Raw genomic sequence first — 26,828 nt, 5'->3', positions numbered from 1 at the left:
TCTAATATATATTTGAATGTACATTTAAAATAACAGCTAAGTTCGATTGGGGCAATACAAGGAGAAGACATTTTGATGCCGTTCATAAGATTGTTGGAATTCTGTAATAATTTAGATTCATTAATGATCATAATTGCTGATATGATGAAGCTAGTTTAATAAAATTAAGAGGTGAGCGTTCATGAAAAAAGCATCCCCGATGAAGTATTTGGTATTCCTTACTGTATTAGTAGCCATAATATTGGCGGCCATCGTCATGCTTAACAATAAGGCTCAAGATAAAGATGAAACTTTAGAGTCTCATCCTGATACCGAAAATCAGCCCTTTTTGGGAGAGAAAGATGCACCGGTTTCAGTTGTGGAGTTTGGCGATTTTAAGTGTCCTGCTTGTAAAGAATGGGGGGAAAGAATTTACCCTCAGCTTAAAGAAGATTTTATTGATACTGGTAAAGCGAATTTATCTTATGTAAATGTGCTTTTTCACGGTGAGGAATCAACTTTGGGTGCGTTAGCAGCCGAGTCAGTATTTAAATATGATCCTGATTCATATTGGGAATTTCAAAAAGAACTATTTAATCAGCAGCCTGAAGAAGATCATGATGCACCGTGGATTACAGTGGAAAAGCTGTTGGAAGTTGCTGGTAATACCACCGATATGGATCTCGATCAGTTAAAACAAGACATAGAGCAGCAAACATTCAAAGACCAACTCGAACTGGATAATTCCCTGGTGCAGCAATTTAAGGTAGAGAAGACACCAACAGTGATCATCAATGGGGTAAAGCTTGAGGACCCTTATGATTACGAGCGAATTAAAAGTTTGATTGAAGAAGGGCAAGAATAGATGAAGGAAATTAGCAGGAGTCAGTATTTTCTTTATGGTGCTTGGCTCATTTCAATCATTGCAACTCTGGGGAGTTTATATTTCAGTGAGGTAAGAGGATTCATACCTTGTGAATTATGCTGGTTTCAAAGAATAGCCATGTACCCATTGACGTTGATACTGGGAGTGGCAACGTTTCAGAATGATAGCGGTTTGAAGAAAATAATACTACCTATGTCTATTATTGGAGGAGCCATCTCCCTACTGCATTATTTGGAACAAAAAGTTGAAGGGTTCGGCGGAATAAAGCCTTGTGCAAATGGTGTTCCTTGTAATGCCGAATACATTAACTGGTTTGGTTTCATCACGATCCCATTCCTGGCGCTTACAGCTTTTATTTTAATTACAATTCTAACAATGCTTTCAAAAAATAAAAAATTGTAGTCAAGGAGCCAACTTCCTGATTTCATAAGGAATGTTGGCTTTTATACTCTTATTACCAGGTAGTCACCGTTTGTCATTTGTATGACATCAGCTTTTAATCCCTTGGCTATATCAACGGTCATTTGCTTTAATTCCTCTGCATTGTCATTGTATAAAAGAAGAGCCCCTCCACTTATTACCCTATCTCGATCTGAAGTTAAATAAGCTAATATTTGATAAGAGGGTTTCATTGAACTTTCCCTGCCCAAGAGGATTCATCCTTTCAAGTTGGTTTTCATTACTGCATGAGATTTCTTCGTGCTTTCTAATAAAGGACATTTTTTTACGACCTCGATGAATGCATCAACATCTCTCTTAATCGGAACAAGGGTAATCATGACCTTTCCTTCAACATAATCCTTTCTGGTGAACTGATAACGCTTTACTCCTAATGCACGACATGCTTCAAATAAGGCAGCCTGCCTTTGACCGAAATTATCCAGATTTATTCTAAAATGATTTTCTTTCGGGTAAATGACGACTGCTAGTCCCTCTTCCTCAAATAATTTTTCAGCATTATCCGTTCCGAGAAGATTACTGACATACATATCATCTACATAAAGGGATGAATTTTTCACTTCTACTTTTCCTTCCTTTACATCCGCAATATCACCGATTGTCTTACCTTTCGTAAAGCTCTTTAAGTAATAGAAGAGGATGAAACCTGTGAGTGCACCCCCAGGTATACAAACCATTAGGTTATTTATATTGAAAACGGTTTGTAGAATGGTAATGATGATAGAGGTGACAAGAGCAACAATAAAGGCGATATAGTTTCTCGACTCGAATGTTTTGGCAATGCCGTCTATATATGCCTTTCCCCGGTAGGTGTATTCGGTTTCCTCCAAGTCACTTAAACTTTCCTTCTCCATCTTACGAACATCTCTAAACTGCTGAATAGCCAGGGTTAAAAAAGTTACAGCAACAAAATTTTTGCTAAGTAATGCTGGAATGGCTACTGCTCCTAGTGAGGCAGCGACAAATCCTGTAACCAAGTGTATGAGAAGACCATTTGGATAGCTGGGGTACTGCCTGAAGTCTTCTTTTATGGTAAGGATTCTAGCTAATGATCCAATCAGAATAGCGCTTGTAATGGTATATAGTTCATTTGACGATACAACAGTTCCTTCCATGATACGTCACCTCAACTTAGTTGAAAATCATAATTAGTATACGGAGAACGTCTACTAATTATACAATAGATCGGATGTCGATAAGTTTACCCTTGCATTTATATGTGTATATATGTTCATATTAGGATATTAATGAATATGGAGGTTATTATTGTGGAGACTGCCTTTCTATTAACATGTTTACTGATCTTGATCATTGTTATTCTTTATACTTTTTTTATTGTCGCTGCTTATAAAAAAGGAAATAAAAGAAAAAATAGCAAAAAAGGAGAGTGATGAGAGTTGTCAAAAAATCATTCATCAACTAAAAATACCAGATTAGCCTTTTTCTTGAATCTTATATTTACTATAATCGAATTTATTGGAGGGTACCTTACAAACAGCATGGCTATACTATCGGATGCTGTACATGACTTGGGCGACAGTATCTCTTTGGGGGGAGCCTGGTATTTACAGAAACTCTCAAATAAAGAAGGTAACAATAAGTACAGTTTCGGATATAAGAGGTTTTCAACACTTGGAGCATTGATCAGTGGGATCGTATTATTGTTTGGCTCCATTTTTGTACTGACGGAAGCCGTTCCCCGATTATTTAATCCTACTCATTCCGATGCCCAGGGGATGTTGTGGTTTGCTATATTGGGAGTGGCGATTAATGGATTCGCTGCATGGAGATTACACGGTGGAAGCTCCATGAATGAAAAGGTTCTTTCCTGGCATCTCCTAGAGGATATTCTCGGCTGGGTAGGGGTCCTGATTATAAGTATTGTGATGTTATTTAAGGATATTCATATTCTCGATCCCATTCTTTCCATTGTGATTACGTGCTTTATCCTCTTCAACGTTATTAGAAACTTAATCAAAACAATGAAAGTCTTTCTTGATGCAGTTCCGGATGAGGTGGATATGGATGCGATTCGAAAAGAAATCGAGGGTATAAACGGGGTGGAGAGAGTAGCCCACCTTCATATCTGGTCCATCGATGGAGAAGAGAATACGATGATTACCCATTTATATACATCGAAGAATACTGCTTTTGATAAACATGAAGAGATAAAAGAGAAGGTAAGAAATCTAGTTTCAGAAGTTAATATTAATCATTCCACTATAGAGATTCATGCAAAAGAAAACTAGGCAGACGGAGCTGCCTAGTTTTTGTTCTTTTGATTAAAGTAACATATCGCTGTCATATGACTCAGCAGAGCCACAGTAAGAATAGACAAAATCATGTGTACGGAAGAAGATATGGGGCTGAGTTCCTCCGTCTTTACAATAAATCCACCAAAGGTTGTAAGTGATGCAAGCAAGATCAGTAGTAAGGCTGAGGTTTTCATCACATTAAATCTCAATGCAAGGAATACTGCATAGCCTGTATAGAATAGAGTGATCAACCCTAAAATTCCATGAATAAAATAAATGAAGGTTGCGAGTTGGATCCCTGTGTTGCTTACTTCAAAAATTTGTTGGCTCAGTTCAAAATGTTTAAATATAGCACCAACTAACACCTCTGTCATAAGTACTGAAAAACCAACCATCAATGGTTTTTTTATTTCTATCAATTTAATGTTTTCAGCTCTTTTATTTAACCCTGCATGAAGGAAAATGAGAGAGATTAATAGAAATAGACTAAACATTACATCAAGTGTCGTGAATCCGGTCGGTGTTCCCAGTAATACATTCATCCCGCCAATCATAGCTTGGATAAGTAAGAGAATCGTTGAAAGAACCGCAATTACTTTTACTGCTTTACCCGTTGATTTCTTCCATGCAATAATTGCATTGACAAGAATGACCAGTCCAAGAAGTGTAGTAAATAGGCGATGAGAATACTCTATCACTACGTGGTAATCGGTTATATCCGGAATGACTTGGCCATTACAGAATGGCCAATCAGTTCCACAGGCATCACCTGAATTTGTAGCAACGACTAAGTTTCCGAGAATTAACGCAGCAATCGTAACATTAATTGTAAATAACGAGAAATTATATTTCATTTTTCATAGTAGTCCTTTCATGTTAAAATAAATCTTATATTTATATATGTTCATATATTAACAGGTTTAAACAAGTCAGTACAAACGGTTCACACGCATTTCACATAACGTTCATCTTTTATGTAATATCAATTAATGAAAATAGATGTAGGAGTTGATTACAATTGAACTTTTTAAAGAAACAAATAGGGGACAACTTCTTTTTGTTGACGTATATCGTTTTAACGGCAAAATCGTATATAGTCAGCCGGTTCGTCTTCAACCTCGATATTGAAAATGTAATGCAGGAGCTGATTCTATTCCTGGCAAGTGCCGGGTCTATCATGTTTATTTTGAGCCTGGTGGCTGTCGGTAAGAAAGAAACACTGAAATGGAGGCTTTTGGTCACTAATATACTTGGAACGTTCATCCTATACTTTAACGTTGTGTATTATCGCTTTTTCAATGATTTCATCACTCTTCCTGTTCTCTTTCAAACAGATAACGCATCGGATTTGGGTGAAAGTATAGTCAGTTTAATGAATCCATTGGATATACTTTTGATTACTGACTTTGCGCTTATCCTTTATCTGTTTAAGTATGTAAAACCTGTTAAAAGTAAGAGTAAGCATTTCAAGTTGGCGATCGCATCCGTTGTGATTCTCTTATTCAATATTGGTCTAGCCAATATAGAAAGACCCCAGATATTGACCAGGTCATTTGACCGTCAGATGCTGGTGAAAAATTTAGGAGTGTTCAATTACCATCTGTATGACGGATTTCTGCAAGCTAAGACGAATATGAATCGGGCACTGGCGGATAATTCAGAGCTGGCTGAAGTCTTGAATTACACAGAATCGGTAAAGCGGTCGGTAAACGAAGATATGACGGGGGTTGCAAAAGGAAAGAATGTATTTGTTATTTCACTTGAGTCTACTCAGAACTTTGTCATTAACAATAAAGTGGATGGAAAAGTGATCACGCCTTTTCTAAACCAATTGACCAGACAAGAAGATACGTATTATTTTAATAATTTCTATCATCAAACAGGACAAGGGAAAACGTCTGATTCCGAGTTTTTATTCGAGAATTCACTGTATGGATTACCAAGAGGAGCTGCATTTTTCACACATGCTCAAAACGAATATAACGGTCTACCATCAATGTTAAAAGAAAAGGGGTATACAACGTCGGTGTTCCATGCCAATAATAAGAGCTTTTGGAACAGGGATGTAATGTATGAAAATCTGGGGTATGATAACTATTTTTCCGAGTCTTATTATGAGGTCAATAATGAAAACTCAATCGGATGGGGTTTGAAAGATCAGTCGTTTTATGAACAATCGATTCCTTATTTAAAAGACCTTTCTCAGCCATTCTATTCAAAATTCATTACATTAACGAACCACTTTCCTTTTACACTCGAACAAGAGGATGAGTTGATCCCGGAATGGACTTCAAATGACGGAACGGTGAATCGTTACTTCACTACAGTCAGGTATGAAGACGAAGCATTAAAGCAATTTTTTGAAAGGTTGAAAGAAGAAGGCTTATACAAGAACTCGATTTTTATCATCATGGGTGATCATTATGGAATCTCACAGAATCACAATGAAGCCATGGGGCAGTATCTAGGAAAAGAAGTAACTCCTTTTGTGCAAACTCAGCTTCAACGGGTACCTATGATCGTTCATATTCCCGGCGAAACAAATGGACGGACGATTCCAAATGTGTCGGGTCAAATTGATGTAAAGCCGACGATTTTAAATATGTTGGGGATCGAGGAAAGGGAAGATATCCAATTTGGGTCAGATTTATTTACGAAGGATCCCGACCAATTTGTCGTTCTTAGAGACGGCGGTTTTATCACAGATAAGTATGTATATACCGATCAGAAGTGTTATGACAAGAGTACAGAAAAGCTGACGGATCAAAAAGCATGCGAGCCATATATCAAGCAGGCAGAAGATGAGCTCAAATATTCGGATCAGGTGGTTTATGGGGACCTGTTAAGGTTTTTAGAAGAGAAGGAACAAGGTGAATAACCTAAAGAAAAAGCTGAAGTTACCAGAGGTAACTTCAGCTTTTTATCTTGGTGCCCAAAGAATCACTGTAACTCCTAAGAGGCAAATGGCTGCGCCGATAAAATCATACATGTCCGGGGTGTTCTTATCTACCCACCATCCCCAAAGGATTGCAAGGACGACAAATACTCCGCCATAAGCAGCGTAAACCCTTCCAAACGTGGGGAAGTTCTGCAGAGTAGGGATGATCCCATAAAGGATTAAGATCATGCTTCCCCAGACCCCATACCAAGGAGAAGCGTTCTCTCTCAGCCACAACCAAACGAGATACCCGCCCCCGATTTCAGCCAGGCCAGCGACAATAAATAGTAAAATAGATGTCAACAAGTTCTATACGACCTCCCCTTCAATTATAGCCGGGTCTTATCATTTCAAAGACCTGGATAAGATATTTTTTTACACCCAACCGAAAATTTTTGCTAATTGAGCGATTGCAAAAGTGACTGCTACAGCCAAACCTGTAGGGATTGCAAAGGACAAGAATGTCCATTTTTTACTTTTTGTTTCTTTATAGATGTTGATCAGGGTCGTTCCGCAAGGGTAATGGAGTAGTGAAAATAACATCATATTTAATGCTGTGATCCATGTCCACCCTTGATCAATGAAAATTTTCTTTAATGAATCCAGATCCTCCACCTCGATCATTGCTCCGGTCGATAAGTATCCCATTAATAGGATTGGGAGAACGATCTCATTTGCAGGGAGACCAAGAATGAATGCCATTAAGATAAATCCATCCAAGCCAAGCTGTTGTGCGAAGGGATCCAGAAACTGGACGATATGCATTAAGATACTAGTATCACCCACCATAATATTTGCCAGAATCCAAGTAAGTACACCGGCTGGAGCGGCAATGACAATGGCTCTCTTTAATACAAATGCGGATTTGTCAATTGTCGATCTTACGATGGTGTTCATAAATCTTGGTTTACGATATGGAGGCAGCTCCAGTGTGTAATGGGTTGGGACCCCTTTAAGTGCTGTCTTTGAGAGGATCCATGAAACTGCAAGCGTGACAATAATTCCAAAAACGACCATTCCTACAACGACTCCTGCGGTTACAAAAGTTCCCGCTGCACCGGTGAATCCGGCAGCCATAAAAATGGATGCTAACAATATAAGTGTTGGCCATCGACCGTTACAAGGGACGAAATTATTGGTAAGGATTGCAAGCATTCTTTCACGAGGTGATTCAATAATCCTTGTAGACATAATAGCAGCAGCATTGCATCCGAATCCCATTGCCATTGTCAGGGATTGTTTTCCGTGTGCTCCGGTTTTTTTGAATAACCGATCCATATTAAACGCTACTCTTGGCAGATATCCGTAATTTTCTAAAAGGGCGAACATTGGAAAAAAGATCGCCATTGGTGGCAGCATAACACTGATCACCCAGGAAGTTCCCCTGTATAGTCCTAAAACAAGTACCCCGTGCAGCCAATCAGGAGCATTGATGGTTCGAAATCCTATTGTCAGATATCCTTCCAGCCATCCAAAAAAGCTGGCAAGCATGGAAGATGGAACATTAGCGCCTGCAATAGTTAAATAAATGACGGTCCCCAGCATAGCAAGCATAATCGGAAAGCCAAATAATCTTGAGGTAAGGATTTTATCAAGCTTTTCTGTGTGTAATAACTTGCTTTGATCCTTCACTTTCGTGACTTCTTGACAGATGGCTTGAGTATGCCGAAATGCACTCGATACAATTTCATCACGTATAGATTCAGAGGAAAGCTTCAGAGCTTTTTGCTTGAGCAAAGTGATTTCACCACTACTCTCCTGATGCATATTCATACTCATTCCCTTCTTTTCTGTTCTTTAATACTCGATGATTTAACTCTTCAATTACACTTTCGTCACCTTCTAACAGTCTCAGTGCAATCCACCTTGATGGTAAATAATCCTTATATGCAGCTTCTATGTCAGGCTGTAATTTTGAAATATTATTCTCAATTTCATCCGAGTACTTGATGTTCATAGGAGTAAACGTACGGTTGTTCTGAACGATATCATTGATTGTGTTCAGCATATTATCTACTCCGATTTTATTTCGTGCTGATATCTTCAATACAGGTACTCCAAGTCTGTCAATTAGTTTTTGTTCATCGATATGAATTCCCTTTTTTTCAGCTTCATCAATTAAATTCAAGCAGATCACTACTTTGTTCGTGATTTCCATCACCTGTAGAGCAATATTGAGATTTCTCTCTAAAGAGGTGGAGTCAAGAACCACAATAGTGATATCCGGCTTTTCAAAAGCAATATAATTCCGGGCGATTTCTTCATCGAGTGAATTTGAAAACAGTGAATACGTCCCGGGCAAATCAATGATTTCATAAGAACTCTGCAGATGATTGAAATAACCCTTTGACTGGGATACAGTCTTACCCGGCCAGTTACCTGTGTGCTGGCGTAAACCAGTCAACAGGTTGAACAAAGTTGATTTCCCGGTATTCGGATTACCTGCCAGTGCAATACGGTATGTCCTTTGGTTATCCAATTAAACCAGCTCCCCGATAATTTTTTTACTTTCATCTTTTCTTAAAGCAATCATTGTATTACTTACCCGATAAGCGACGGGATCTCCTAATGGACTCTTCTTTACAGATGTGATAATGCTCCCGGGTACAAAACCCAAATCCAATAACCGTCTTCTCATCAGGCCTGTTAGCTGCAATTCTGTAATTCTCATACTTGTGCCTTCTTCAAGGTCATACAATCTATTTGTGGACAAAGGCATTTGTGTTACCACCCTTCACATATTTTTAATAAAGTTTAATTTTTTGCCTTAACGCAACTTTTCTTTATCGTATGGCTGAATTTGAATTTTGTCAACTCATTTATGAGAGAATGATTGTCCTTTTTTCTGAATAGATTAAACAAGGCGAAAGGGGGAAATGTTATCTTTACAAATACAGGGATATATGTGGGACTGCCTTTGGTATTGGGAGCAATTGCCGGTTTTTTTGTCTATTCAACGTTGGGGAATTACCAAAAATCCCTATCAAACTTTATTGGTGTATGTATGTTGTTATTTTTAGGTTTGGAGTATATCCCGCATATCGTGGATAAATATCCTTTCAGTGGAGTTTTGATAGGTGGTTTGGTTGCCATACTTATCTTTAACACTTTAGAACTGTTGATAAAAAATAACAAAGGGAACGAGAATATGAAGTTTCCGATGATGGCATTACTGGTCGGATTTATTTTGCATAGTATTCCAACTGGATTCGCATTGGGGATTGTATCTTCAATAGATTTTTCATTGGCAATAAGGCAGTTGAAAGGAATGTTTTTTCATCACTTCAGTGAAGGTATTGCTATTTTTGGATTAATAATCAAACAGAGAAGGGGATTGGGTAAGAATGCGATTGTTATCGTTTTTTGTGTGGTGATCATTTCTGTTGCTTTTTATTTGTCGACATTAATGGGAACGATTTATGAAGTCAACACAAATACAGCCACTTGGGTGGTGGGGTTTTCAGTGGGGTCTCTCATCTATGCATTCATTCATTTATTTGAAAAGTAAAAACGGATTCTGTTTGACAGAAACAGATTCTTTTTTTATCATTGGATTATAATACATGAACACATTGTCATATATTGAAATAGAATAGGAGTGTCTACATGGGTAAAGATAATAACGATGAAAAAATAGTTGATTTGAATGAACACAATCACGATGATCAGGAAGAAAACAGTCAAGAAACGTGTGTAGATATTGATGAAGAAACGTTATTTATCGTCACACAAACGTTTAAAGCTTTGTCGGAGCCGACACGTGTGAAGATTCTGCATCTATTGGCGCAAAAAGAGCACTCAGTCAATGATATTGCTGAAAAGCTATCGTTACTTCAAACAACAGTATCCCATCAATTACGATTCTTGAAAAATTTACGATTGGTCAAATATAAACGACAAGGCACAACATTGTATTATTCTGCTGATGACGATCATGTGATGAACATGCTTCAGCAAACCATGCACCATGCCAGACATCACTAAAGTATTATGGGGGAGTTCAAAATGGACGAATATAAACTACAAGGACTTACGTGCGGAAATTGTGCGAGGGAAATGGAAGAAGAAATCAATAAACTGGAAAATGGAGAAGGATCTAAAATACTTTATAACAGCAGCAAGATGATGCTGTCTAAAGGTGTAGATATGCAAAAAGTTGAAAAGATCCTCTCTTCAGACGGTGCAGTGATTCTAAAAGAACATGATGATGCACACGGCCATGATCATGTGCATACAAACAGCAGTACTATGAAAATTTTGCTGGGGATATCAACGATCATCTTTTTGGCTGCCATTTATGTAGATACACAATGGAATAATCCAGTCCCAGTCATCATGTACCTTACTGCAGCTGCAACCAGCGGATATTCTACCTTTATAAAAGGGGTAAAGAATTTACTGAAGTTTAAATTTAACATTGATACACTTATGACGATCGCCCTGATCGGTGCGTTTTCCATAGGTGAATGGAAAGAAGGGACGCTTGTTGCCATTCTGTTCGGTGTCAATGAACTGCTTGAAGGAATGGGCATGGAAAAGGCAAGGAAGTCGATGGAGGAGTTACTAAAGGTTGCGCCAAAAGAGGCGATCCTTATTGATGGGGACCAGGAAAGAGTTGTACCGATTAGTTCATTGCACGCTGGGGACCTTGTTCTCGTTAAGTCTGGACAGAAAATCCCATCAGATGGAATCGTTGCAACGGGGAAAAGCTCGGTTAATGAAGCAGCAATTACCGGTGAAGCCATGCCCGTCGAAAAAGAACCGAATGAGAAAGTATTCGGAGGAAGTATAAATAATGAAGGGGTACTTAAGGTAAGAATCTTGAAAGAATATAAAGATTCTTCTCTTGCAAAGATTCTTCATTTGGTTGAAGAGGCTCAGGAAACCAAGACACCGACTGAACAATTCATCAATAAATTTGCCCGTTATTACACGCCGCTCATTATGATTATTTCAGTCCTAGTGATGGTGGTGCCGCCGCTACTCATGAACGGAGACTGGGGTGCTTGGTTCTATCAGGGCTTGGCCGTCCTCATCGTCGGCTGTCCTTGTGCGTTGATTCTCTCATCTCCTATTGCCATTGTATCTGGAATCGCCCGCAATGCTAAGAATGGGATCCTTATCAAAGGAGGGGTCTTCCTTGAACAGCTTGGTAAGATAGATACGATTGCCTTTGATAAGACAGGAACTCTTACGAAAGGTCACCCATATGTTGAACAAATGGTCGTATATGATGAAGAAAGATTTTTCAGAATTGCCGGCTCAATAGAAAAAACTTCCTCTCATCCGATTGCAAAAGCCGTCATGGAAAAAATCAACGACGAAAACATCAGCTATACTGAACCTGAAGAAATCAATACGATATCAGGTCAAGGAGTATCCGCTATCATTGATGGGAAAAAATTTAAAGTAGGAAATGAGAAAAGTATTGATTTCTCATTACCGAAAAAGCATAGAGAAGATATCCAGTCTCTTAAAGATAACGGATATACCCTTGTGATTGTTTCAGACGATGAAAAAGTTTTGGGCTTGTTCGGCATTACCGACGAAATCAGAGAGGAGAGTAAAGAGATTATTGGTAACCTTTATTTAGCGGGTATTAGAAATACCGTCATGTTAACGGGCGACCATAACATGACAGCGGAAAAAGTTGCTAAACAAGTAGGCTTGACCGATTATTATGCAAATCTCTTACCTGATGAAAAAGTCTTAAAAATTAAGGAACTAACATCGCAAGGAAAAGTTGCAATGGTTGGCGATGGCATCAATGATGCTCCTGCTCTGGCCACTGCAGATTTAGGAATTGCGATGGGAAAAGGAACAGACAGTGCGATTGAAACAGCCGATATCGTCCTGATGCAGGATCATCTTGGTAAACTACCTTCAGCAATTACTATTGCTAAAAAGGTTAATAAGATCATTAAGGTAAACATCACCCTGGCACTAGGATTAAAACTGATTGCATTACTCCTTACCATTCCTGGATTATTGACATTATGGATTGCGATTCTATCAGACATGGGTGCAACTATATTAGTCACATTGATCAGTCTCACGATTATGCTTGGTGAAAAACGAAATGCTGCATAATGAATGAAGGGAGCAGGTTAAATTCTGCTCCTTTCCTTATGTGCGGACATTAAAGAATTTGTCACATGATTTTCATCTTTGTTCTTATAAATAAAAGATATAGATGGTACATTATAGTTACAATGTTAGGAGGTATACGAAATGAAAAAGAAATTCACCTCGGTATTCCTTACGTCGGTAATGGTGCTCTTTCTTGCAGGCTGCTCAGAATTTGAAGCAGATTCGGATTGGAAAGTCAGGGACTTTACCTATACCAATCAAAATAACCAAGAAGTGGGATTAGATGATCTGAAGGGGGAGATTTGGATTGCTGATTTCATCTTCACCAGTTGTGAAACGGTTTGCCCGCCCATGACATTTAATCTGACAAAAATACAGAAGCAATTGAAAGATGAAGGGATAGACGATATCAATTTTGTCTCCTTTAGCGTAGACCCTGAAGTCGATACACCGGATAAGCTCAAAGAATACATAAGTGAATATGAAGCTGATACGAAGCAGTGGGATTTACTCACAGGATATCAACAGGAGGAAATTATCTCACTTGCCGAAGAGTCATTTAAGGTACTCGTGAGGGACGACCCTTCATCGGACCAAGTCATTCATGGCACAAGTTTCTATTTAGTCAACAAAGAAGGGAAAGTAGTGAAAAACTACAGTGGCTTACAAGATGTCCCATATGAAGAAATTGTATCGGATGTAAAGCTCCTGAAAAAATCATATGAATAGGATGAGTAGATGATGAGAAAAAGGTGGTTTGTTTTGGTAATTGTATTCTTTTCAGTCGGTATTCTTGGAGCATGCGGTTCCAATGAAGAGACAAATGATAGTTCCGAAAAAACCTCACTTGAAATGATCGAAGTGGATGTGAAAACACAACCTTCAGAGATTAAGTCTGGGGAAGTAACTGAAATCCAGGCAAATGTGTCCCAAGGTGATGAAAAGGTTTCTGATGCGGATGAAGTACAGTTTGAAATTTGGAAAGAGGGAGCAGCTGATAATGAACACATCAAAAAAAAGGCAAAGCTTCAAAAAGATGGACAATATGTCATCGACTTCACCTTTGATGAAACAGGTAAATACTTCATTATAGCCCATGTAACTGCACGTGACCTTCACAACATGCCTAAGATTGAAGTGAATGTACAATAAAAATGGCAAGAAGGGAGAGTTGGACGTGAGATTAAAACTCAAGTATATCCGTCTTGCGAGTATTATTCTTTTTGTTGGAATGGCCGTTTTCTTTTACCTCCCATTCTCATTCTCACCTTCCGAATCAACAAGAATAATCCTTGATCATGATAAAGAGACATATATCGCCCCGCCTTGTTTCAATCAAGCGCAAGCTACGAACTATCTGGAAGAAACGACATGGGGCAAAGCAAGGGAAAGCAGCTATGAATCCAACTCTGTATGTACCAAAGAAGCACTAACTTCAAAGAAAGTAACGTTATTTCATTATTTTATGGGCGAATCTCCATTTGATTGGTAATAACTCAGGAAAGGAGGGGTATTGTGGACATCCTTAATCTAATATTGGCATATTTAATTTTATCAATTCCTGCAGGTCTTGTTGTTATTTTCTTTAAGAGAAAATCGTCTAAAGAACTAAAGAAATTAGATCAAAATGGAGAGTACTCAGAGTCTATTGCAACACCTCATAATAAGTAAGTGTAAAAAAAATGACGATTTTTACTTACTTATGGGAGAGCGTTCACAATGATCAAACAAGACATTTGGTTCTCATTAATAGTGAAGATAAAAACTAATGCTTTCACTTTACACAATAGTCTGGCTATAAACCGCTCTCAAAATTATTCTTGAATAATTTTGAGAGCTATTTTTTTGAGATGTAAGCATTTCTTTCCAACAATGTTACTGTTCTGTGAATAAACTTCGACAGAATTTCGAAAATCTGTTTAAAGTTGAGTGAAACAGAGGTACCTTTCAACAGAATTTGATAGTATAGGTCTACAGTGATAAATCCGACATAAAGGAAGGTGATTTTCCTATGTTAAGTAAATTCAAGCCATACTTGATTGTGTTAATCTGTCTGGTTGCATTATTTTTCATCATTTTATTCAGTTCGGGAAGTGATATGATCATTCTCGATCCGAAAGGACCAGTTGGGGCCTTGCAGAAAGATCTGATCATGCTGTCAATCTACTATATGCTTGGCATCATGGTGGTCGTTCTTTCCTTCTTTACTGTTATTCTCCTAAAATATCGAAGCAGTAAAAAGGTTAGTGATTATAAGCCCGAAATGCACGGGAGTACGAAATTAGAAATTATATGGACGCTTATTCCTGTATTGATTATTATCGCCTTGTCTATCCCAAATACAAAGGCATTATATGATTTAAAGGAACCTCCTAAAGCAACGGCTTCTAAAGATCCGATTGTGATTCATGCCACTGCTGCAGATTGGAAGTGGATCTTCAGTTATCCGGAGGAAGGGATTGAAACGGTCAACTATGTCAATGTACCTGAAGATCACCCGATTTTATTCAAAGTGACGGCTGCCGATTCCATGGCTTCCTTCTGGGTGCCGCAACTTGGCGGACAGATTTATGGGATGCCGGGAATGGTGAATGATTTATATTTACAGGCTGATGAGACGGGTACATATGATGGAAGAAACTCAAACTTCACTGGTGAAGGAATGCCACACCAAAAGTTTGATTTTGTAGCGTTGGAAGAAGAAGAGTATAAAACTTGGGTACAAGATACTCAGAAAAATGAGCCGAAATTAACGGAAGAGACCTATGAGAAGCTTATGCTGCCTGAAACGGTTGATAAAATGACTTTTTCATCCACTCATTTAGCTTTTGTCGACCATGGAAAGAATTCTGAATATGCCATGGCAATCCGACAGAAATATGGTGTTGAGGCATCCTCAGATGATGCGGATAAAGAGGCAAAGTCAAGTATGGGGGATCACGGAAATGAAAATGATCACGAAAAAGATGAAGACCAATAAAATAACTAATGTCTTGAGCAATAAGAAAGGAGGCTTCTAGATGTTTGATTTTATTAAAGATAATTTAATCTTCAATGAACCGTTGATTATTGGAGCCAACATTTCCATCGTTTTTACCGTGATTGGGATCGTCGCAACTCTTACGTACTTTAAAAAATGGAAATGGCTGTGGAATGACTGGATTACGAGTGTTGATCATAAAAAAATCGGAATCATGTATATCATTGCGGCATTGATCATGCTCTTCCGCGGAGGAGTCGATGCCCTTTTAATGAGGGCGCAATTAACGGTACCTAATAATGAATTTCTATCTTCTCAACAATACAATGAAATCTTTACGACTCATGGTACGATCATGATTTTATTCATGGCCATGCCATTCTTACTTGGACTGATGAACGTCGTAGTTCCTCTCCAAATCGGTGCAAGGGACGTCGCTTTCCCATTCCTGAATAACTTAAGTTTCTGGTCATTCATGTTTGGGGCGATCCTTTTCAATATGTCTTTCGTATTCGGTGGATCACCGGATGCAGGTTGGACGAACTACGCACCATTGGCGATTGAAGGGAGTCCCGGACCTGGAATCAATTATTACCTCCTTGGTCTGCAGATTTCCGGAATTGGTACGTTATTAACGGGGATCAACTTTGTGGTCACGATTATTAAGATGCGTGCACCAGGCATGACGCTTCTTCGTATGCCGATGTTCACGTGGACGACATTAATCACATCATTTATCATCGTATTTGCTTTCCCGATCTTAACGGTGACATTGGCAATGATGACGTTTGACCGATTATTCAGTACGCATTTCTTTACGCTGACAAATGGTGGGAGTCCAATGCTTTGGTCGAATTTATTCTGGATGTGGGGACACCCGGAAGTATATATCGTTATTTTGCCTGCTTTCGGTATTTTCTCAGAGATCATTGCCACCTTTGCAAGAAAAACATTATTTGGTTATAAATCGATGATCATTTCACTTGTTGCCATCTCAGGGTTAAGCTTCGTTGTGTGGGTTCACCATTTCTTCACAATGGGAGGAAGTGCTGCGGTGAACAGTGTATTCTCAATTTCCACGATGGCGATTGCCATACCAACCGGGATTAAAATATTTAACTGGTTGGGTACCCTTTATAAGGGAAGGATTGAATTTACCGTCGCCATGATGTGGTCGGTCGCGTTCATTCCGACATTCCTGATCGGTGGAGTGACAGGCGTCATGCTCGGGATGGCTGCAGCAGACTTCCAGTATCACAATAACTACTTCCTGGTTGCTCACTTCCACTACACGCTGATTGCCGGTGTGGTATTTGCCTGCTTCGCAGGACTCGTGTACTGGTATCCAAAAATGTTTGGACATAAGATGAATGAACGCATAGGGAAATGGGCTTTCTGGTTCTTCTCTATCGGTTTCAATGTTTGTTTCTTACCCCAATTCGTCTTAGGGTTTTCCGGAATGCCAAGACGTGTGTACACTTACGGGCCGGAAGATGGCTGGATGGCATTGAACGTCATCTCTTCTGTTGGGGCATTCGGGATGGGTGTTGGATTCATGATCATCGTCTATAACGTTTACTACAGCTACCGTTTTGCGAAACGGGAACTATCCGGGGACACTTGGGATGGACGGACACTTGAGTGGGCGACCAGCTCTGCCATTCCACCTCATTATAACTTTGCTCATGTACCTGAAGTGAAGAGTGAGGATGCATTCTACTATATGAAACAAGAAAAAAGAGAATCCGGTAAGCCTGAAAAGGTGAAGTACAAACCGATTCATATGCCGAGCAATACAGGGACACCGTTCATCATGTCCGGGTTATTCTTCGTTGGAGGATTCGGCTTGGTGTTTGAACTGTGGTGGATGGCGATTCTTGCCCTTATCGGGATCTTCGGATGCATGGCATACCGCTCGCTATTTTCACACAAACAGGATGAAGGTTACTATGTAAGTGTGGAAGAAATAGAAAAAACTGAAAATCCGTATAAGAGGGAGGCGTGAATATGGCACATAGTACGAATGTAGATCCCAATACGCCACTTGAGTATCAATCGGAGACCGGTAAACTGAATATATTCGGATTCTGGGTTTTCCTTGGTGCCGAAGTAGCTCTATTTGCCACTATTTTTGCGGCATTCTTCGTTCTTAAAAGCGGCACGGTTGGAGGTCCGCTTCCATCCGAAGTGTTCGATGTGAAGAATACGATCATCATGACAATACTTTTATTAACTAGTAGTTTTACGTCTGGGTTATCAATAAATGAATTAAGGAGAAGAAATGTCAAGGGAATGATGTTCTGGCTGACTATTACCCTGCTCTTTGGCGCAGGATTCCTTTACATGGAAATCACGGAATTCCTTCACCTGATTAATGAGGGAGCCGCTATGGGAACCAATGCATACTGGTCTTCTTTCTATCTATTGACCGGGACGCATGGTCTCCACGTAACAATAGGTATTTTATGGATAATACTTGTAATGTTCCAGGTGAAAAGACAAGGATTAAATCCAGATACCGCTAAAAAACTATTTGTATCCAGCTTGTATTGGCACTTCTTGGACTTTGTATGGATCTTCGTGTTTACAAGCGTGTACTTACTAGGGATGGTGGGATAATGGAGCACAATACAGCGAATCATAGTCGTATTCCTTGGACACAGATCATTGGTTTTGTCTTATCGATTGCATTGACATTCTTAGCCGTTTGGTTCGGGCTTTATGCAGGACTTGAGTACAATGTGATGGTGGCTCTTGTATTTGTTCTTGCCTTTATCCAGGCGGCAATCCAGCTGTTTATGTTCATGCACGTAAGAGAAGGAGAAGGCAGATGGCAGGTAGGGAAAATGATGTCAGCTGCATTCATTGCCCTTGTGATCGTACTTGGATCGATTTGGGTAATGAATAGTATGCATTAATGGAATATAATCGAATTAATCTATCAAAAGAGGTCGTTGAAAGTATTCAACGACCTCTTTTTAACGTTTTATCTAATAGGCTTTTTCATCCTCATAGTTAAACTGCCACTGAATACCGAACTTATCGGTCACCTGACCATACAGCTTACTCCAGAATGTTTCCTGAAGCTCCATATCCACCTTACCGCCTTCTTTCAGTTTGTGGAAACGGGTCGTCAACTCTTCAGTATCCTTGCTTACCAGGGCCAGTGTGATATTGTTTCCTTGTACAAAAGGCATATCAGGAAACACGTCGGAAAACATGACGCTGCTGCCATCGATTGTCAGTCTTGTATGTAACACCAGGTTCTTGGCTTCTTCAGGAAGGGGATAATCCGGGTGGGGAGGTGCCTCTGCAAATGTCATGATCTGTGGTGGCTCTGTACCGAATACTTCTGCATAATACTCAACGGCTTCTCGACAATTCCCATTAAAATTAAGGTAAACATTGACTGACATGTCTATCACTCCTATTGATTATAATGACTACATTTTTTATTGTAGCATCATCTTGTTCTTATTGGTAAAAAAATATGAATAATCAAAAAATACATCTATATAAAAATGTGCCAGTCTCCTACCCATTAAATCATCCCCACATTTTATTTGGAACAAATGAGAAATTAGACCTATGTAAAATTTGGTTTTTCCAACCATATATCTAACTAAATCTCAATAAAAAAGCAGCTTGTGTTGAATAGGTGTTATACTGAAGAAAGAAATGGCTATTCATCTGTCTTTACAGAATTTTGTGGAAGCCCCTCATAAAGTTTAAGAAGAATGTAAGCGTTTCCTAATAAGTGGAGTTCCTGAAAAAAATGAAGGAGTGATAAGGTGGAAACTAAGACATCACTAACCGGCACGATTTTCTTAAGTAAACTCATCACTCAATATGCGTATATACATCAGAAAACGGTAGGTAAAACAGCCGATGAATACATTCGTCAAATCGGTCTTCGGACAGGGGAATGGATAGAAGGAATATATGGGAAGAAGGATGAGGAATGGACGGTGGACAGATATGCGGAGGTCATTGTCGATTTGAAAAATTCAATCGGTGGGCATTTTTATATATCTGAAGTCTATCCTGATCATGTCGTGGTGAAGGCTACGGCTTGCCCATTTGGAGAGGCCGTTCAGGACGCGCCTCATTTGTGCAATATGACATCAAGCGTATTCGGTGGAATTGCATCCCGTCAATTCGGTTACTCGAAAGTGGTTTTACGAAAGAGAATAGCAGTTGGGGACTCAGGCTGTGAAGTAGCGGTCTATTTCCGTGAAACGGAGGATGAAAAAGGAGACGTCTACAGGGACTTACATTATACTCCTGATCACGGCAACCCGTTTCAATGGGAAGAAGAAACCATTCGCTTATTGAATGAACAGCTAAGACAAAGTGATGAGCTTGTCATGAAGCTTGTTCATGAGCTGGAAGTGTTGCGGGAGCAGGTCAATCAGAAATAATAGAGCCTGCCGATACCATGCGGGCTTTATATTTATGTATAAACAATGTAAAATTTGGAGGTGCAATTAAACATATTGCCTACTGTCCGAGGAATTGATAGAATCATCAATTAGAGTAACTGTAATTCGAAAATGAGGAGAAAAAAATGATAAATGTCACTAGTGGATTTAGAATAGAAAAAGATTTTCTTGGAGAAAAAGAAGTACCTGAAGATGTGTACTATGGAATTCAAACCTTACGGGCAGTGGAAAACTTTCCTGTTACGGGGTACAAAATCCATAAAGAGATGATCGATGCCTTAGCGACGGTTAAGAAAGCGGCGGCTCTTGCCAATATGCAGACCACACGTCTATATGACGGGATCGGTCAAGCCATCGTGCAAGCATCTGATGAAATATTGGCAGGAAAGCTTCATGAATTCTTTATCGTGGATCCCATACAGGGAGGGGCAGGCACTTCCATTAATATGAATGCCAATGAAGTCATTGCCAATCGTGCCCTTGAGCTCATGTCCCATCGTAAAGGGGAATATGGGAAAGTAAGCCCTAATAGTCATGTGAATATGTCTCAATCAACCAATGACGTATTCCCGACGGTCATCCATATTTCCACTCTTAAATTATTGGAAAAGCTTCTGGTCACGATGGAAGATATGCTGAATGCTTTCAAAAAGAAAGCCCAGGAGTTTGATCCTGTCATTAAAATGGGCCGTACCCACCTGCAGGATGCTGTACCGATTCGACTTGGTCAGGAGTTTGAGGCGTACAGCAGGGTAGTGGAGCGCGATATTAAACGGATCGGACGAACCAGGGAGCACCTATATGAAGTGAATATGGGAGCGACCGCAGTAGGGACCGGATTGAACGCTGATCCTGTTTATATGGAGAATGTAGTGAAGCATCTGGCTGATATAAGCGGATTGCCTTTAACAGGTGCTCTGCATCTCGTCGATGCCACGCAAAATACCGACGCTTATACAGAAGTTTCTGGTGCCTTGAAGGTATGTATGATCAATATGTCCAAGATTGCCAATGACCTGCGATTGATGGCTTCAGGACCACGGGCAGGACTTGGTGAAATCTCACTGCCATCGAGACAGCCCGGTTCTTCCATCATGCCTGGTAAAGTGAATCCCGTCATGCCGGAGCTGATCAATCAAGTTGCCTTTCAGGTCATGGGAAATGATCAGACCATCTCCCTGGCATCAGAAGCCGGACAGCTTGAACTGAACGTGATGGAACCGGTACTCGTTTTTAATCTCCTTCAATCCATCAGCATCATGAACAATGCGTTCAGAAGCTTTACAGACAACTGTCTTGTTGGAATCGAAGCAAATGAAACACGTATGAAGGAATATGTGGAAAATAGCGTAGGGATCATCACCGCAGTCAATCCACACTTAGGATATGAAGTCGTATCGCGTATTGCCAGGGAAGCTATTCTAAAAGGGAAGTCTGTGAGAGAGCTTTGTCTGGAATATGATGTTCTGACGGAAGAAGAGCTTGATTTGATCTTGAATCCTTATGAAATGACCAATCCCGGGATTGCAGGTAGTGCGCTTTTTGATCGCTCATAATGTTTAAAAACAATAGTATTTCAAATGAAAATCCAGCCAGACAAAAAGCTTCATTCCTTCTGAAAGGAATGAAGCTTTTTTATACATTTTCATTTGCCGAAGGATAGAATTTCCTTTCGATTTTTTTATATTCGTCAAGCTCCTGGGTGAGCCGTGCCAGTTTGTGAACCTCCTGCAGAAGAAAGGTTTTGTCCAATTCGTAAATCACTTCTTTCTCAATATGATCAATGGTATTACAGGCAAATTCCCAAAGGGCTTTGTGCTTAGATGGATCAATGGACTCTGCAATAAGAGCGAGTGCCCGTACGATATCAGTGATGATGAGATGATTGTCTTTGGCATAATGCCTGATATAGCCAAATCCACGATAGAGATAATAATGAAAGGCTTCTGTCTGGAGAATGATCCGAATGCTTCCTTCCCGGTCGATTAAATACGGGGTGAAGGAAAGGTGTTCTTCAACTGTGATCATCAGATCGGCCAATTGATCAATCGTATTGGAGGCTGTTTTGGGATCATCATTCCCAAGGGATTTGATCGCAACTTCAGCAAGCTTATGAATCCCCATCTGCAGGTCTTGAATTTCCGTTTCCTTATGGCCCATTTCGATAAAGTTGAGATAGTGATCAGGAGAAATATCCTCGGTATTCGGTCCCCATATGCTCACCAATTCATTCCCGGCCAAAACATAATCTCCGACTTTATAGTGGAGCTGGATGACAAGCTGATCATCTTTTGCCGATTCGATCATTCCATGAAAATCGATCAGCTGTATATATCCCGACTCTCTTGACTTCACATGAATGATATTCTCCTTATGATGCTCCATCATATCGCCGGTATTGCTGGTTCGATGGGCTTCTAAGTCATGTTTCAGCGTTTGATTGATCATCACTTCAGAAACCTGCTTCATATTGTACGTAATATTGTGTACCTGCATCCAAGTAGACGCATGGTTAATGAAGAAGATAAAGGTGACAGAAGTAAGGAAAGCGAGTCCGATTGTCATGATCGGGGCAGCCACAAACAGTTCTTCCTTTGAATTTCCGATAAAAAGAAAGAGGAGCAGTACATATACAAAGCTGCCATTGAAAATCCCGAGGGCGTGCTGTGTTTGTTTGTCCGAAATGAAATCCAGGAGCATCCTGGGTGAAAATTGACCACTGAACATCGTGAGCACAACAAGCAGTGAATTCAAGGTGAAAGCACTGAGCGTCAGGATGGCTCCGATAAGTGTACTGACAAGCATGCGAGTAACAGATGCATCCATACTTAAGAAGTTAAAGGTATATTGAGAGATGTCAGCATACAGATCTAAGTAGAGGGTGAGTGCTACAAGCAGTATGGAAAAACAAATATAAAAGAACGGCATGTACCAAATGGTCAGCCGAATCTCACGCATTCTCTGCCGTTTGGACATAAGCATATACTTTTTAATGGATAAGGGGAGCATTTTTTTCAGCATAATTGATCCGGTTCCTTTCAACTAAAGGGATATGGAATAGTTTTCCCTGCCAGAAAAGGTTAAAACGTCTCTTTGCAAATTAGATTGATAAACTCCCAGACCGGGTTCAAATTTAAGTAAACCGATAGGAAATGATGGGGTCAGTAACATTAGAAAGAATTTTTGGAAAATACTAAAAATAGTATTGACGAGGGAATGAATCCCCTTTATAATCCAATTCATACTCAAATAGAAAGTAATACCAAAACGAAACATTATATCTCTTATCAAGAGCGGCGGAGGGATAGGCCCGATGAAGCCCGGCAACCTGCAGGATCAGACTGTAAAGGTGCCAATTCCTACAGATTCCAAACGAATCTGGAAGATAAGGGGAGGAGCATGCTCATTTAGCCCTCTTCTTAAAAGAAGAGGGCTTTTCTGTATACCTTTTTCTTTTCCGCTCATATCCCTCAAGTGGATCTTCAACTGGAATGAATTACGCATAAAGTGAAAAGTCGATAAAAGGAGGCTGAATGATGTCAACGATTAATGTGGCACTTCTGGGGTTCGGAACGGTAGGGCAAGGGGTCTGTGAAGCAATCGATACTCATCAGGACAGATTGAAGGAAGTCCTGGGTAAAGAGGTGAAGGTTAGGGCGGTCCTTATTAAAGATCCCACAAAGGAGCGAAGCATTGGAACATCCATCAACGTCACAACGGATTTCCAAGACATCCTGGATATCCCGGACCTCGACGTGATCTTTGAAGCGATCGTGGGGGAAGAGCCGAGCTATACGTATTTAACCGAAGCCATTGAGAAGGGGGTTCATATCGTCACGGCCAATAAAGCGATGTTTGCCAAATATGGTCCTGAGCTATTGGAGAAGGCGAAAAGGAAGGGGATATCGGTCGGATTTGAAGCGACGACAGCCGGGGGAATCCCTGTGATCGGCAGTATCAGGCAGCTTCTGAAGGTGAATGAGATCAGACAAATTCAAGGGATTCTGAATGGGACGTCCAACTTCATCTTATCTCAAATGAGAAAAAGAGGCCTTGCCTTTGATACAGCCTTAAAGATTTCTCAGGAGAAAGGATACGCTGAAGCCGATCCGACTAATGACATCGAAGGCTATGATGCGTTCTATAAATTGCTTATTTTAAGTCAAACAGCCTTTGGCAGACAGCCCGATTGGAAGAATATCCGACGTAAGGGGATATCCGACCTGACTGCAGAGTGGCTCCAGGCAGCGGAATCCTTTCGATTACGGTTTAAGCACGTAGGTTCTCTCCGGCGGGATTCAGTCGACCATATCCAAGGTGCAGTAGAGCCCATCCTTGTCCATGACACCCATCCTTTTTACAGTGTGGAGGATGTGGAAAATGCCATATCCCTTAAGGGCAGTCTTGTAGGAAGGATTACCCTGCTTGGTCCGGGAGCCGGAAAATTGCCTACAGGCAGCGCCATGGTAGAGGATTTCCTGTCGTTGATAGAGAGGAAGTATACCGACTCTGCCGTAAGTACCGTGAATGCGGAAGAGGTTGTTGAAGAGAGCAGCCACCAATGGGTCTTAAGAATCCGTGAAACGGATGAGTATCAAAACTGGCTTCCATCGTTCATTCTAAAGGATCGTATTCAGCTGGACGATTACTTGTACGTATTTGTTGAAGGCAGGAAAGAGACACTGGAATCGCTTCTTCAGACGCATGACCATATTCAAGCCGTTCCTATTTTGAAAGAAATTCCGTTGGAAAATGAAGTGAAGGCTGGAGCTGCTGTTTCTTAGAAGAAATCTTTAAAAAATATGGTCTGATGGAAAGTAGGGGTATCATTGAGTATGATCGTTCAAAAGTTTGGTGGAACCTCTGTTGGTTCTACAGATCGAATCAAACGCATGGTCTTTCATGTCATGAAGGAAAGGGAAAAAGGTCATGATGTCGTCGTTGTGGTATCAGCAATGAATAAAACGACTGATACACTCGTACGATTGGCAGGGGAACTTTCTTCACATCCCAGTAAGAGAGAAATGGATATGCTCTTAAGTACCGGGGAGCAGGTGACGATCTCCCTTTTGACAATGGCCCTGCACCATAAGGGACTGGAAGCCGTATCCCTGACAGGCAGACAGGCGGGAATCCAAACCGATGGAGTATTTGGGAATGCCAAAATTACCTCGATCGATACCGATCGGATAAAATCAGAGTTATCAAAAGGACGAATCGTTGTGGTAGCCGGTTTTCAAGGTATTACGGATAAAGGAGAGGTGACCACATTAGGCAGGGGTGGTTCGGATACGACCGCTGCCGCTCTTGCGGCCGCTTTAAAAGCGGATAGGTGTGATATTTATACGGATGTAGAGGGAGTGTATACGTCGGATCCGCGTATCGTTCCCCGGGCTGCGAAAATTGACGCCCTCTCCTACGATGAGATGCTGCGTTTAGCCACCATGGGAGCTGGTGTCCTGCATCCGAGAGCGATTAAACATGCGAAGGAACATCATGTGCCGCTTGTGGTTTGTTCCAGTTTGAATGAAGGAAGGGGGACCGTCATTAGCGGAAGAACACAGAGAAATGCCCCTATTGTCGGGGTAGCCTATCAGAAAGACATTTCTGTTCTGACAATGTTTGACTGTCAGGGTGGAGAGTCACTGATTCTGTATGATCTCGATTCCCATCATATTGAAACAGAAATCATTAAATACCAGGATAATCTTGTTCTCATCGTTAAAGATCAGGATTTTCATGAGGTGAAAAGAATCGTTGGACAGTATGACCAGGCTTACTCTCATACTGAAGAAAGAGAGGATCTATCTAAGGTATCCGTGATCGGGCAGATCAACTCCACACATGAAGTGAAAGAGAAGGTTACCAACGTTTTTCATGACTACCATATTGCTAAGGCGTCCCTATGGGAATCCTCCGTAGGATTAAGTGCACTGGTTGATAGAGATGATGTAGAAAAAGCAGCCAGGGTCCTTCATATGCACTTTGGTTTGGATTACGTGGAATCAAGGAGAGCTGTTTTGTAAAAGGATCGGAATGCTATATATTCTGTCTATCAACACGTGTTAATAAAAAGCTCTTTTCGTAAACTGTGAAAACATAGACCGTTCCTTTTCGCTCCAGGCACTTGCTTTCCGCGGGGAGGAAGTCGAGCCTCCTCGGGCTTTGCCCTGTGGGGTCTCGACCTTTCCTCTATATCCCGCAGGAGTCAAGTGCCTTCCGCTACAATCCACTCTGTGCTACTACATTCTTACTGCTTAAAAGTATAGATAGAAAAACACAAAAAAGCTTCCCATTCTAGGTATGTTGAGAGTTTTCCACAAAACAAAGTATCTACAAAGGAAAAAAGACTTTACTTAAATCGATGGATCATTGGACTCTTTCAAATGAATCAAAGAATGCGCCCACGGTAAATAACTTCTTGTTAAGAGATCGATAGTCCGTTTTCTCCAGATAGTTTTTGATACTTTTAAGCTCTGTCACGAAATTTTCTTATAGATTGTGAGGGGAACTGTGTAGACTCCTGCGGGAAAAGTAGCTTATGTGAGACCCGTCCAGCTCCGGGGCTTAGAGGCACATGTCATAAGTCAAACCGTCCAAGAAGGCAAAGAACGCCTTCGTGGCCGTTCGCCTTATGCCACCCGCCTCTGAACAAAGCCCCTCCGCTTTTCTCCCCACATGCTTGCCGAGGAGGCTCACGGGCTACCCGCGGAAAGCGTAGTCTTGCACGGAAATCATTAGCGGAATTAAGAACCTACACTTCTATTGTTCGTCTTTATATCGTGGTTTTTTAGTTTTG

27 protein-coding genes and 1 riboswitch are annotated in these 26,828 nt (G+C 40.5%); of the genes, 18 read left to right on the top strand and 9 right to left on the bottom strand.

From position 1 onward, the window contains the following. Positions 1 to 181 precede the first annotated feature (181 nt). Positions 182 to 844, top strand: coding sequence for a thioredoxin domain-containing protein (locus DET59_RS07790; protein ID WP_113969116.1), 663 nt, complete (start codon positions 182 to 184; stop codon positions 842 to 844). Next, entirely contained in the window at positions 845 to 1,267 is a 423-nt protein-coding gene (locus tag DET59_RS07785; protein ID WP_113969115.1) for a disulfide oxidoreductase, read from the top strand. 41 nt (positions 1,268 to 1,308) lie between these two features. Here DET59_RS07785 and DET59_RS07780 read toward each other — a convergent pair whose 3' ends face one another. Beyond that, positions 1,309 to 1,515, bottom strand: a complete 207-nt coding sequence (locus DET59_RS07780) for a capping complex subunit for YIEGIA (protein WP_113969114.1) — start codon at positions 1,513 to 1,515, stop codon at positions 1,309 to 1,311. Between the two features lie 6 nt (positions 1,516 to 1,521). Further along, on the bottom strand, positions 1,522 to 2,439 hold the full coding sequence (locus DET59_RS07775) for a YIEGIA family protein (protein ID WP_113969113.1): 918 nt from the start codon (positions 2,437 to 2,439) through the stop codon (positions 1,522 to 1,524). 282 nt (positions 2,440 to 2,721) lie between these two features. Between DET59_RS07775 and DET59_RS07770 the strand changes: the two genes are divergently transcribed. Then, the gene (locus DET59_RS07770) at positions 2,722 to 3,573 is read left to right on the top strand and encodes a cation diffusion facilitator family transporter (protein WP_113969112.1); all 852 of its coding nucleotides are present in this window, start codon (positions 2,722 to 2,724) and stop codon (positions 3,571 to 3,573) included. 14 nt (positions 3,574 to 3,587) lie between these two features. On the opposite strand, the gene DET59_RS07765 is transcribed toward DET59_RS07770, so the two are convergent. After that, entirely contained in the window at positions 3,588 to 4,433 is an 846-nt protein-coding gene (locus DET59_RS07765) for a COX15/CtaA family protein (protein WP_113969111.1), read from the bottom strand. A 164-nt stretch (positions 4,434 to 4,597) separates the two neighbouring features. Here DET59_RS07765 and DET59_RS07760 point away from each other — a divergent pair, with 164 nt between their 5' ends. After that, complete coding sequence (locus DET59_RS07760; RefSeq protein ID WP_113969110.1) at positions 4,598 to 6,457, top strand: LTA synthase family protein; 1,860 nt, start codon at positions 4,598 to 4,600, stop codon at positions 6,455 to 6,457. A gap of 42 nt (positions 6,458 to 6,499) precedes the next feature. Here DET59_RS07760 and DET59_RS07755 read toward each other — a convergent pair whose 3' ends face one another. The 4 genes from DET59_RS07755 to DET59_RS07740 all read right to left on the bottom strand — a co-directional run bounded on the left by DET59_RS07755 (position 6,500) and on the right by DET59_RS07740 (position 9,236). Further along, positions 6,500 to 6,823: a YnfA family protein gene (locus DET59_RS07755; RefSeq protein ID WP_113969109.1), complete on the bottom strand. Its 324-nt coding sequence runs from the start codon at positions 6,821 to 6,823 to the stop codon at positions 6,500 to 6,502. Between the two features lie 69 nt (positions 6,824 to 6,892). After that, positions 6,893 to 8,290, bottom strand: coding sequence for a nucleoside recognition domain-containing protein (locus DET59_RS07750; RefSeq protein WP_181778091.1), 1,398 nt, complete (start codon positions 8,288 to 8,290; stop codon positions 6,893 to 6,895). Further along, positions 8,268 to 8,996, bottom strand: a complete 729-nt coding sequence (locus tag DET59_RS07745) for a FeoB small GTPase domain-containing protein (protein WP_113969108.1) — start codon at positions 8,994 to 8,996, stop codon at positions 8,268 to 8,270. Before DET59_RS07745 ends, DET59_RS07750 begins: the two co-directional genes overlap by 23 nt. Then, positions 8,997 to 9,236 carry a FeoA family protein gene (locus DET59_RS07740; protein WP_113969107.1) on the bottom strand — a complete coding sequence of 80 codons (240 nt, stop codon included), beginning with the start codon at positions 9,234 to 9,236 and terminating at the stop codon, positions 8,997 to 8,999. Positions 9,237 to 9,440: 204 nt separating this feature from the next. Between DET59_RS07740 and DET59_RS07735 the strand changes: the two genes are divergently transcribed. The 10 genes from DET59_RS07735 (at position 9,441) to qoxD (ending at position 18,505) form a co-directional block, all read left to right on the top strand. Further along, entirely contained in the window at positions 9,441 to 10,025 is a 585-nt protein-coding gene (locus DET59_RS07735; protein ID WP_142675571.1) for a ZIP family transporter, read from the top strand. Between the two features lie 134 nt (positions 10,026 to 10,159). Continuing rightward, positions 10,160 to 10,501, top strand: a complete 342-nt coding sequence (locus DET59_RS07730; RefSeq protein WP_113969166.1) for an ArsR/SmtB family transcription factor — start codon at positions 10,160 to 10,162, stop codon at positions 10,499 to 10,501. Positions 10,502 to 10,522: 21 nt separating this feature from the next. Then, positions 10,523 to 12,607, top strand: a complete 2,085-nt coding sequence (locus DET59_RS07725; RefSeq protein WP_113969105.1) for a heavy metal translocating P-type ATPase — start codon at positions 10,523 to 10,525, stop codon at positions 12,605 to 12,607. Positions 12,608 to 12,748: 141 nt separating this feature from the next. Then, positions 12,749 to 13,336: an SCO family protein gene (locus DET59_RS07720; RefSeq protein WP_113969104.1), complete on the top strand. Its 588-nt coding sequence runs from the start codon at positions 12,749 to 12,751 to the stop codon at positions 13,334 to 13,336. A 33-nt stretch (positions 13,337 to 13,369) separates the two neighbouring features. Continuing rightward, positions 13,370 to 13,759 carry a FixH family protein gene (locus DET59_RS07715; protein WP_181778089.1) on the top strand — a complete coding sequence of 130 codons (390 nt, stop codon included), beginning with the start codon at positions 13,370 to 13,372 and terminating at the stop codon, positions 13,757 to 13,759. Between the two features lie 25 nt (positions 13,760 to 13,784). Then, positions 13,785 to 14,099, top strand: a complete 315-nt coding sequence (locus DET59_RS07710) for a hypothetical protein (protein WP_142675570.1) — start codon at positions 13,785 to 13,787, stop codon at positions 14,097 to 14,099. Positions 14,100 to 14,618: 519 nt separating this feature from the next. Further along, on the top strand, positions 14,619 to 15,587 hold the full coding sequence (gene qoxA, locus DET59_RS07705; protein ID WP_113969101.1) for a cytochrome aa3 quinol oxidase subunit II: 969 nt from the start codon (positions 14,619 to 14,621) through the stop codon (positions 15,585 to 15,587). Between the two features lie 40 nt (positions 15,588 to 15,627). After that, a complete protein-coding gene (qoxB, locus tag DET59_RS07700) occupies positions 15,628 to 17,592 on the top strand; it encodes a cytochrome aa3 quinol oxidase subunit I (protein ID WP_113969100.1) in 1,965 nt (654 codons plus the stop codon). Between the two features lie 2 nt (positions 17,593 to 17,594). Beyond that, complete coding sequence (gene qoxC / locus DET59_RS07695) at positions 17,595 to 18,206, top strand: cytochrome aa3 quinol oxidase subunit III (protein WP_113969099.1); 612 nt, start codon at positions 17,595 to 17,597, stop codon at positions 18,204 to 18,206. Continuing rightward, complete coding sequence (gene qoxD / locus DET59_RS07690) at positions 18,206 to 18,505, top strand: cytochrome aa3 quinol oxidase subunit IV (RefSeq protein WP_113969098.1); 300 nt, start codon at positions 18,206 to 18,208, stop codon at positions 18,503 to 18,505. The genes qoxC and qoxD overlap by 1 nt, the downstream gene beginning before the upstream one ends. Positions 18,506 to 18,577: 72 nt before the next feature. On the opposite strand, the gene DET59_RS07685 is transcribed toward qoxD, so the two are convergent. Beyond that, positions 18,578 to 19,003 (bottom strand): VOC family protein, encoded by a 426-nt coding sequence (locus DET59_RS07685; protein WP_113969097.1) that lies wholly within the window; start codon positions 19,001 to 19,003, stop codon positions 18,578 to 18,580. Positions 19,004 to 19,378: 375 nt separating this feature from the next. Between DET59_RS07685 and DET59_RS07680 the strand changes: the two genes are divergently transcribed. Further along, on the top strand, positions 19,379 to 20,008 hold the full coding sequence (locus tag DET59_RS07680; protein WP_113969096.1) for a methanogen output domain 1-containing protein: 630 nt from the start codon (positions 19,379 to 19,381) through the stop codon (positions 20,006 to 20,008). 146 nt (positions 20,009 to 20,154) lie between these two features. Next, positions 20,155 to 21,585: an aspartate ammonia-lyase gene (gene aspA, locus DET59_RS07675; RefSeq protein WP_113969095.1), complete on the top strand. Its 1,431-nt coding sequence runs from the start codon at positions 20,155 to 20,157 to the stop codon at positions 21,583 to 21,585. Positions 21,586 to 21,664: 79 nt separating this feature from the next. Here the strand turns inward: aspA and DET59_RS07670 are convergent, their stop codons facing one another. Then, positions 21,665 to 23,050: a DUF2254 domain-containing protein gene (locus tag DET59_RS07670; RefSeq protein WP_113969094.1), complete on the bottom strand. Its 1,386-nt coding sequence runs from the start codon at positions 23,048 to 23,050 to the stop codon at positions 21,665 to 21,667. Between the two features lie 260 nt (positions 23,051 to 23,310). Further along, positions 23,311 to 23,421, top strand: a riboswitch (SAM riboswitch). Positions 23,422 to 23,565: 144 nt separating this feature from the next. Between DET59_RS07670 and DET59_RS07665 the strand changes: the two genes are divergently transcribed. Continuing rightward, positions 23,566 to 24,813: a homoserine dehydrogenase gene (locus DET59_RS07665; protein WP_113969093.1), complete on the top strand. Its 1,248-nt coding sequence runs from the start codon at positions 23,566 to 23,568 to the stop codon at positions 24,811 to 24,813. A 45-nt stretch (positions 24,814 to 24,858) separates the two neighbouring features. Beyond that, entirely contained in the window at positions 24,859 to 26,055 is a 1,197-nt protein-coding gene (locus DET59_RS07660) for an aspartate kinase (protein ID WP_113969092.1), read from the top strand. Positions 26,056 to 26,828 lie beyond the last annotated feature (773 nt).

Origin of the sequence: Rossellomorea aquimaris (assembly GCF_003315075.1) — a bacterium.
Lineage (GTDB): Bacteria > Bacillota > Bacilli > Bacillales > Bacillaceae_B > Rossellomorea > Rossellomorea aquimaris_C.
Note: the sequence above shows the minus strand (reverse complement) of the source record. Positions and strands in the feature narration are given on the sequence as shown.

Excerpts from the sequence above, each read along its gene's own strand:
- DET59_RS07790 (WP_113969116.1), top strand. The coding sequence starts at position 182 with ATGAAAAAAGCATCCCCGATGAAGTATTTGGTATTCCTTACTGTATTA.
- DET59_RS07785 (WP_113969115.1), top strand. The coding sequence starts at position 845 with ATGAAGGAAATTAGCAGGAGTCAGTATTTTCTTTATGGTGCTTGGCTC.
- DET59_RS07775 (WP_113969113.1), bottom strand. The coding sequence starts at position 2,439 with ATGGAAGGAACTGTTGTATCGTCAAATGAACTATATACCATTACAAGC.
- DET59_RS07765 (WP_113969111.1), bottom strand. The coding sequence starts at position 4,433 with ATGAAATATAATTTCTCGTTATTTACAATTAATGTTACGATTGCTGCG.
- DET59_RS07750 (WP_181778091.1), bottom strand. The coding sequence starts at position 8,290 with ATGAATATGCATCAGGAGAGTAGTGGTGAAATCACTTTGCTCAAGCAA.
- DET59_RS07740 (WP_113969107.1), bottom strand. The coding sequence starts at position 9,236 with ATGCCTTTGTCCACAAATAGATTGTATGACCTTGAAGAAGGCACAAGT.
- DET59_RS07725 (WP_113969105.1), top strand. The coding sequence starts at position 10,523 with ATGGACGAATATAAACTACAAGGACTTACGTGCGGAAATTGTGCGAGG.
- DET59_RS07720 (WP_113969104.1), top strand. The coding sequence starts at position 12,749 with ATGAAAAAGAAATTCACCTCGGTATTCCTTACGTCGGTAATGGTGCTC.
- qoxA (WP_113969101.1), top strand. The coding sequence starts at position 14,619 with ATGTTAAGTAAATTCAAGCCATACTTGATTGTGTTAATCTGTCTGGTT.
- qoxB (WP_113969100.1), top strand. The coding sequence starts at position 15,628 with ATGTTTGATTTTATTAAAGATAATTTAATCTTCAATGAACCGTTGATT.
- qoxC (WP_113969099.1), top strand. The coding sequence starts at position 17,595 with ATGGCACATAGTACGAATGTAGATCCCAATACGCCACTTGAGTATCAA.
- qoxD (WP_113969098.1), top strand. The coding sequence starts at position 18,206 with ATGGAGCACAATACAGCGAATCATAGTCGTATTCCTTGGACACAGATC.
- DET59_RS07685 (WP_113969097.1), bottom strand. The coding sequence starts at position 19,003 with ATGTCAGTCAATGTTTACCTTAATTTTAATGGGAATTGTCGAGAAGCC.
- aspA (WP_113969095.1), top strand. The coding sequence starts at position 20,155 with ATGATAAATGTCACTAGTGGATTTAGAATAGAAAAAGATTTTCTTGGA.
- DET59_RS07670 (WP_113969094.1), bottom strand. The coding sequence starts at position 23,050 with ATGCTGAAAAAAATGCTCCCCTTATCCATTAAAAAGTATATGCTTATG.
- DET59_RS07665 (WP_113969093.1), top strand. The coding sequence starts at position 23,566 with ATGTCAACGATTAATGTGGCACTTCTGGGGTTCGGAACGGTAGGGCAA.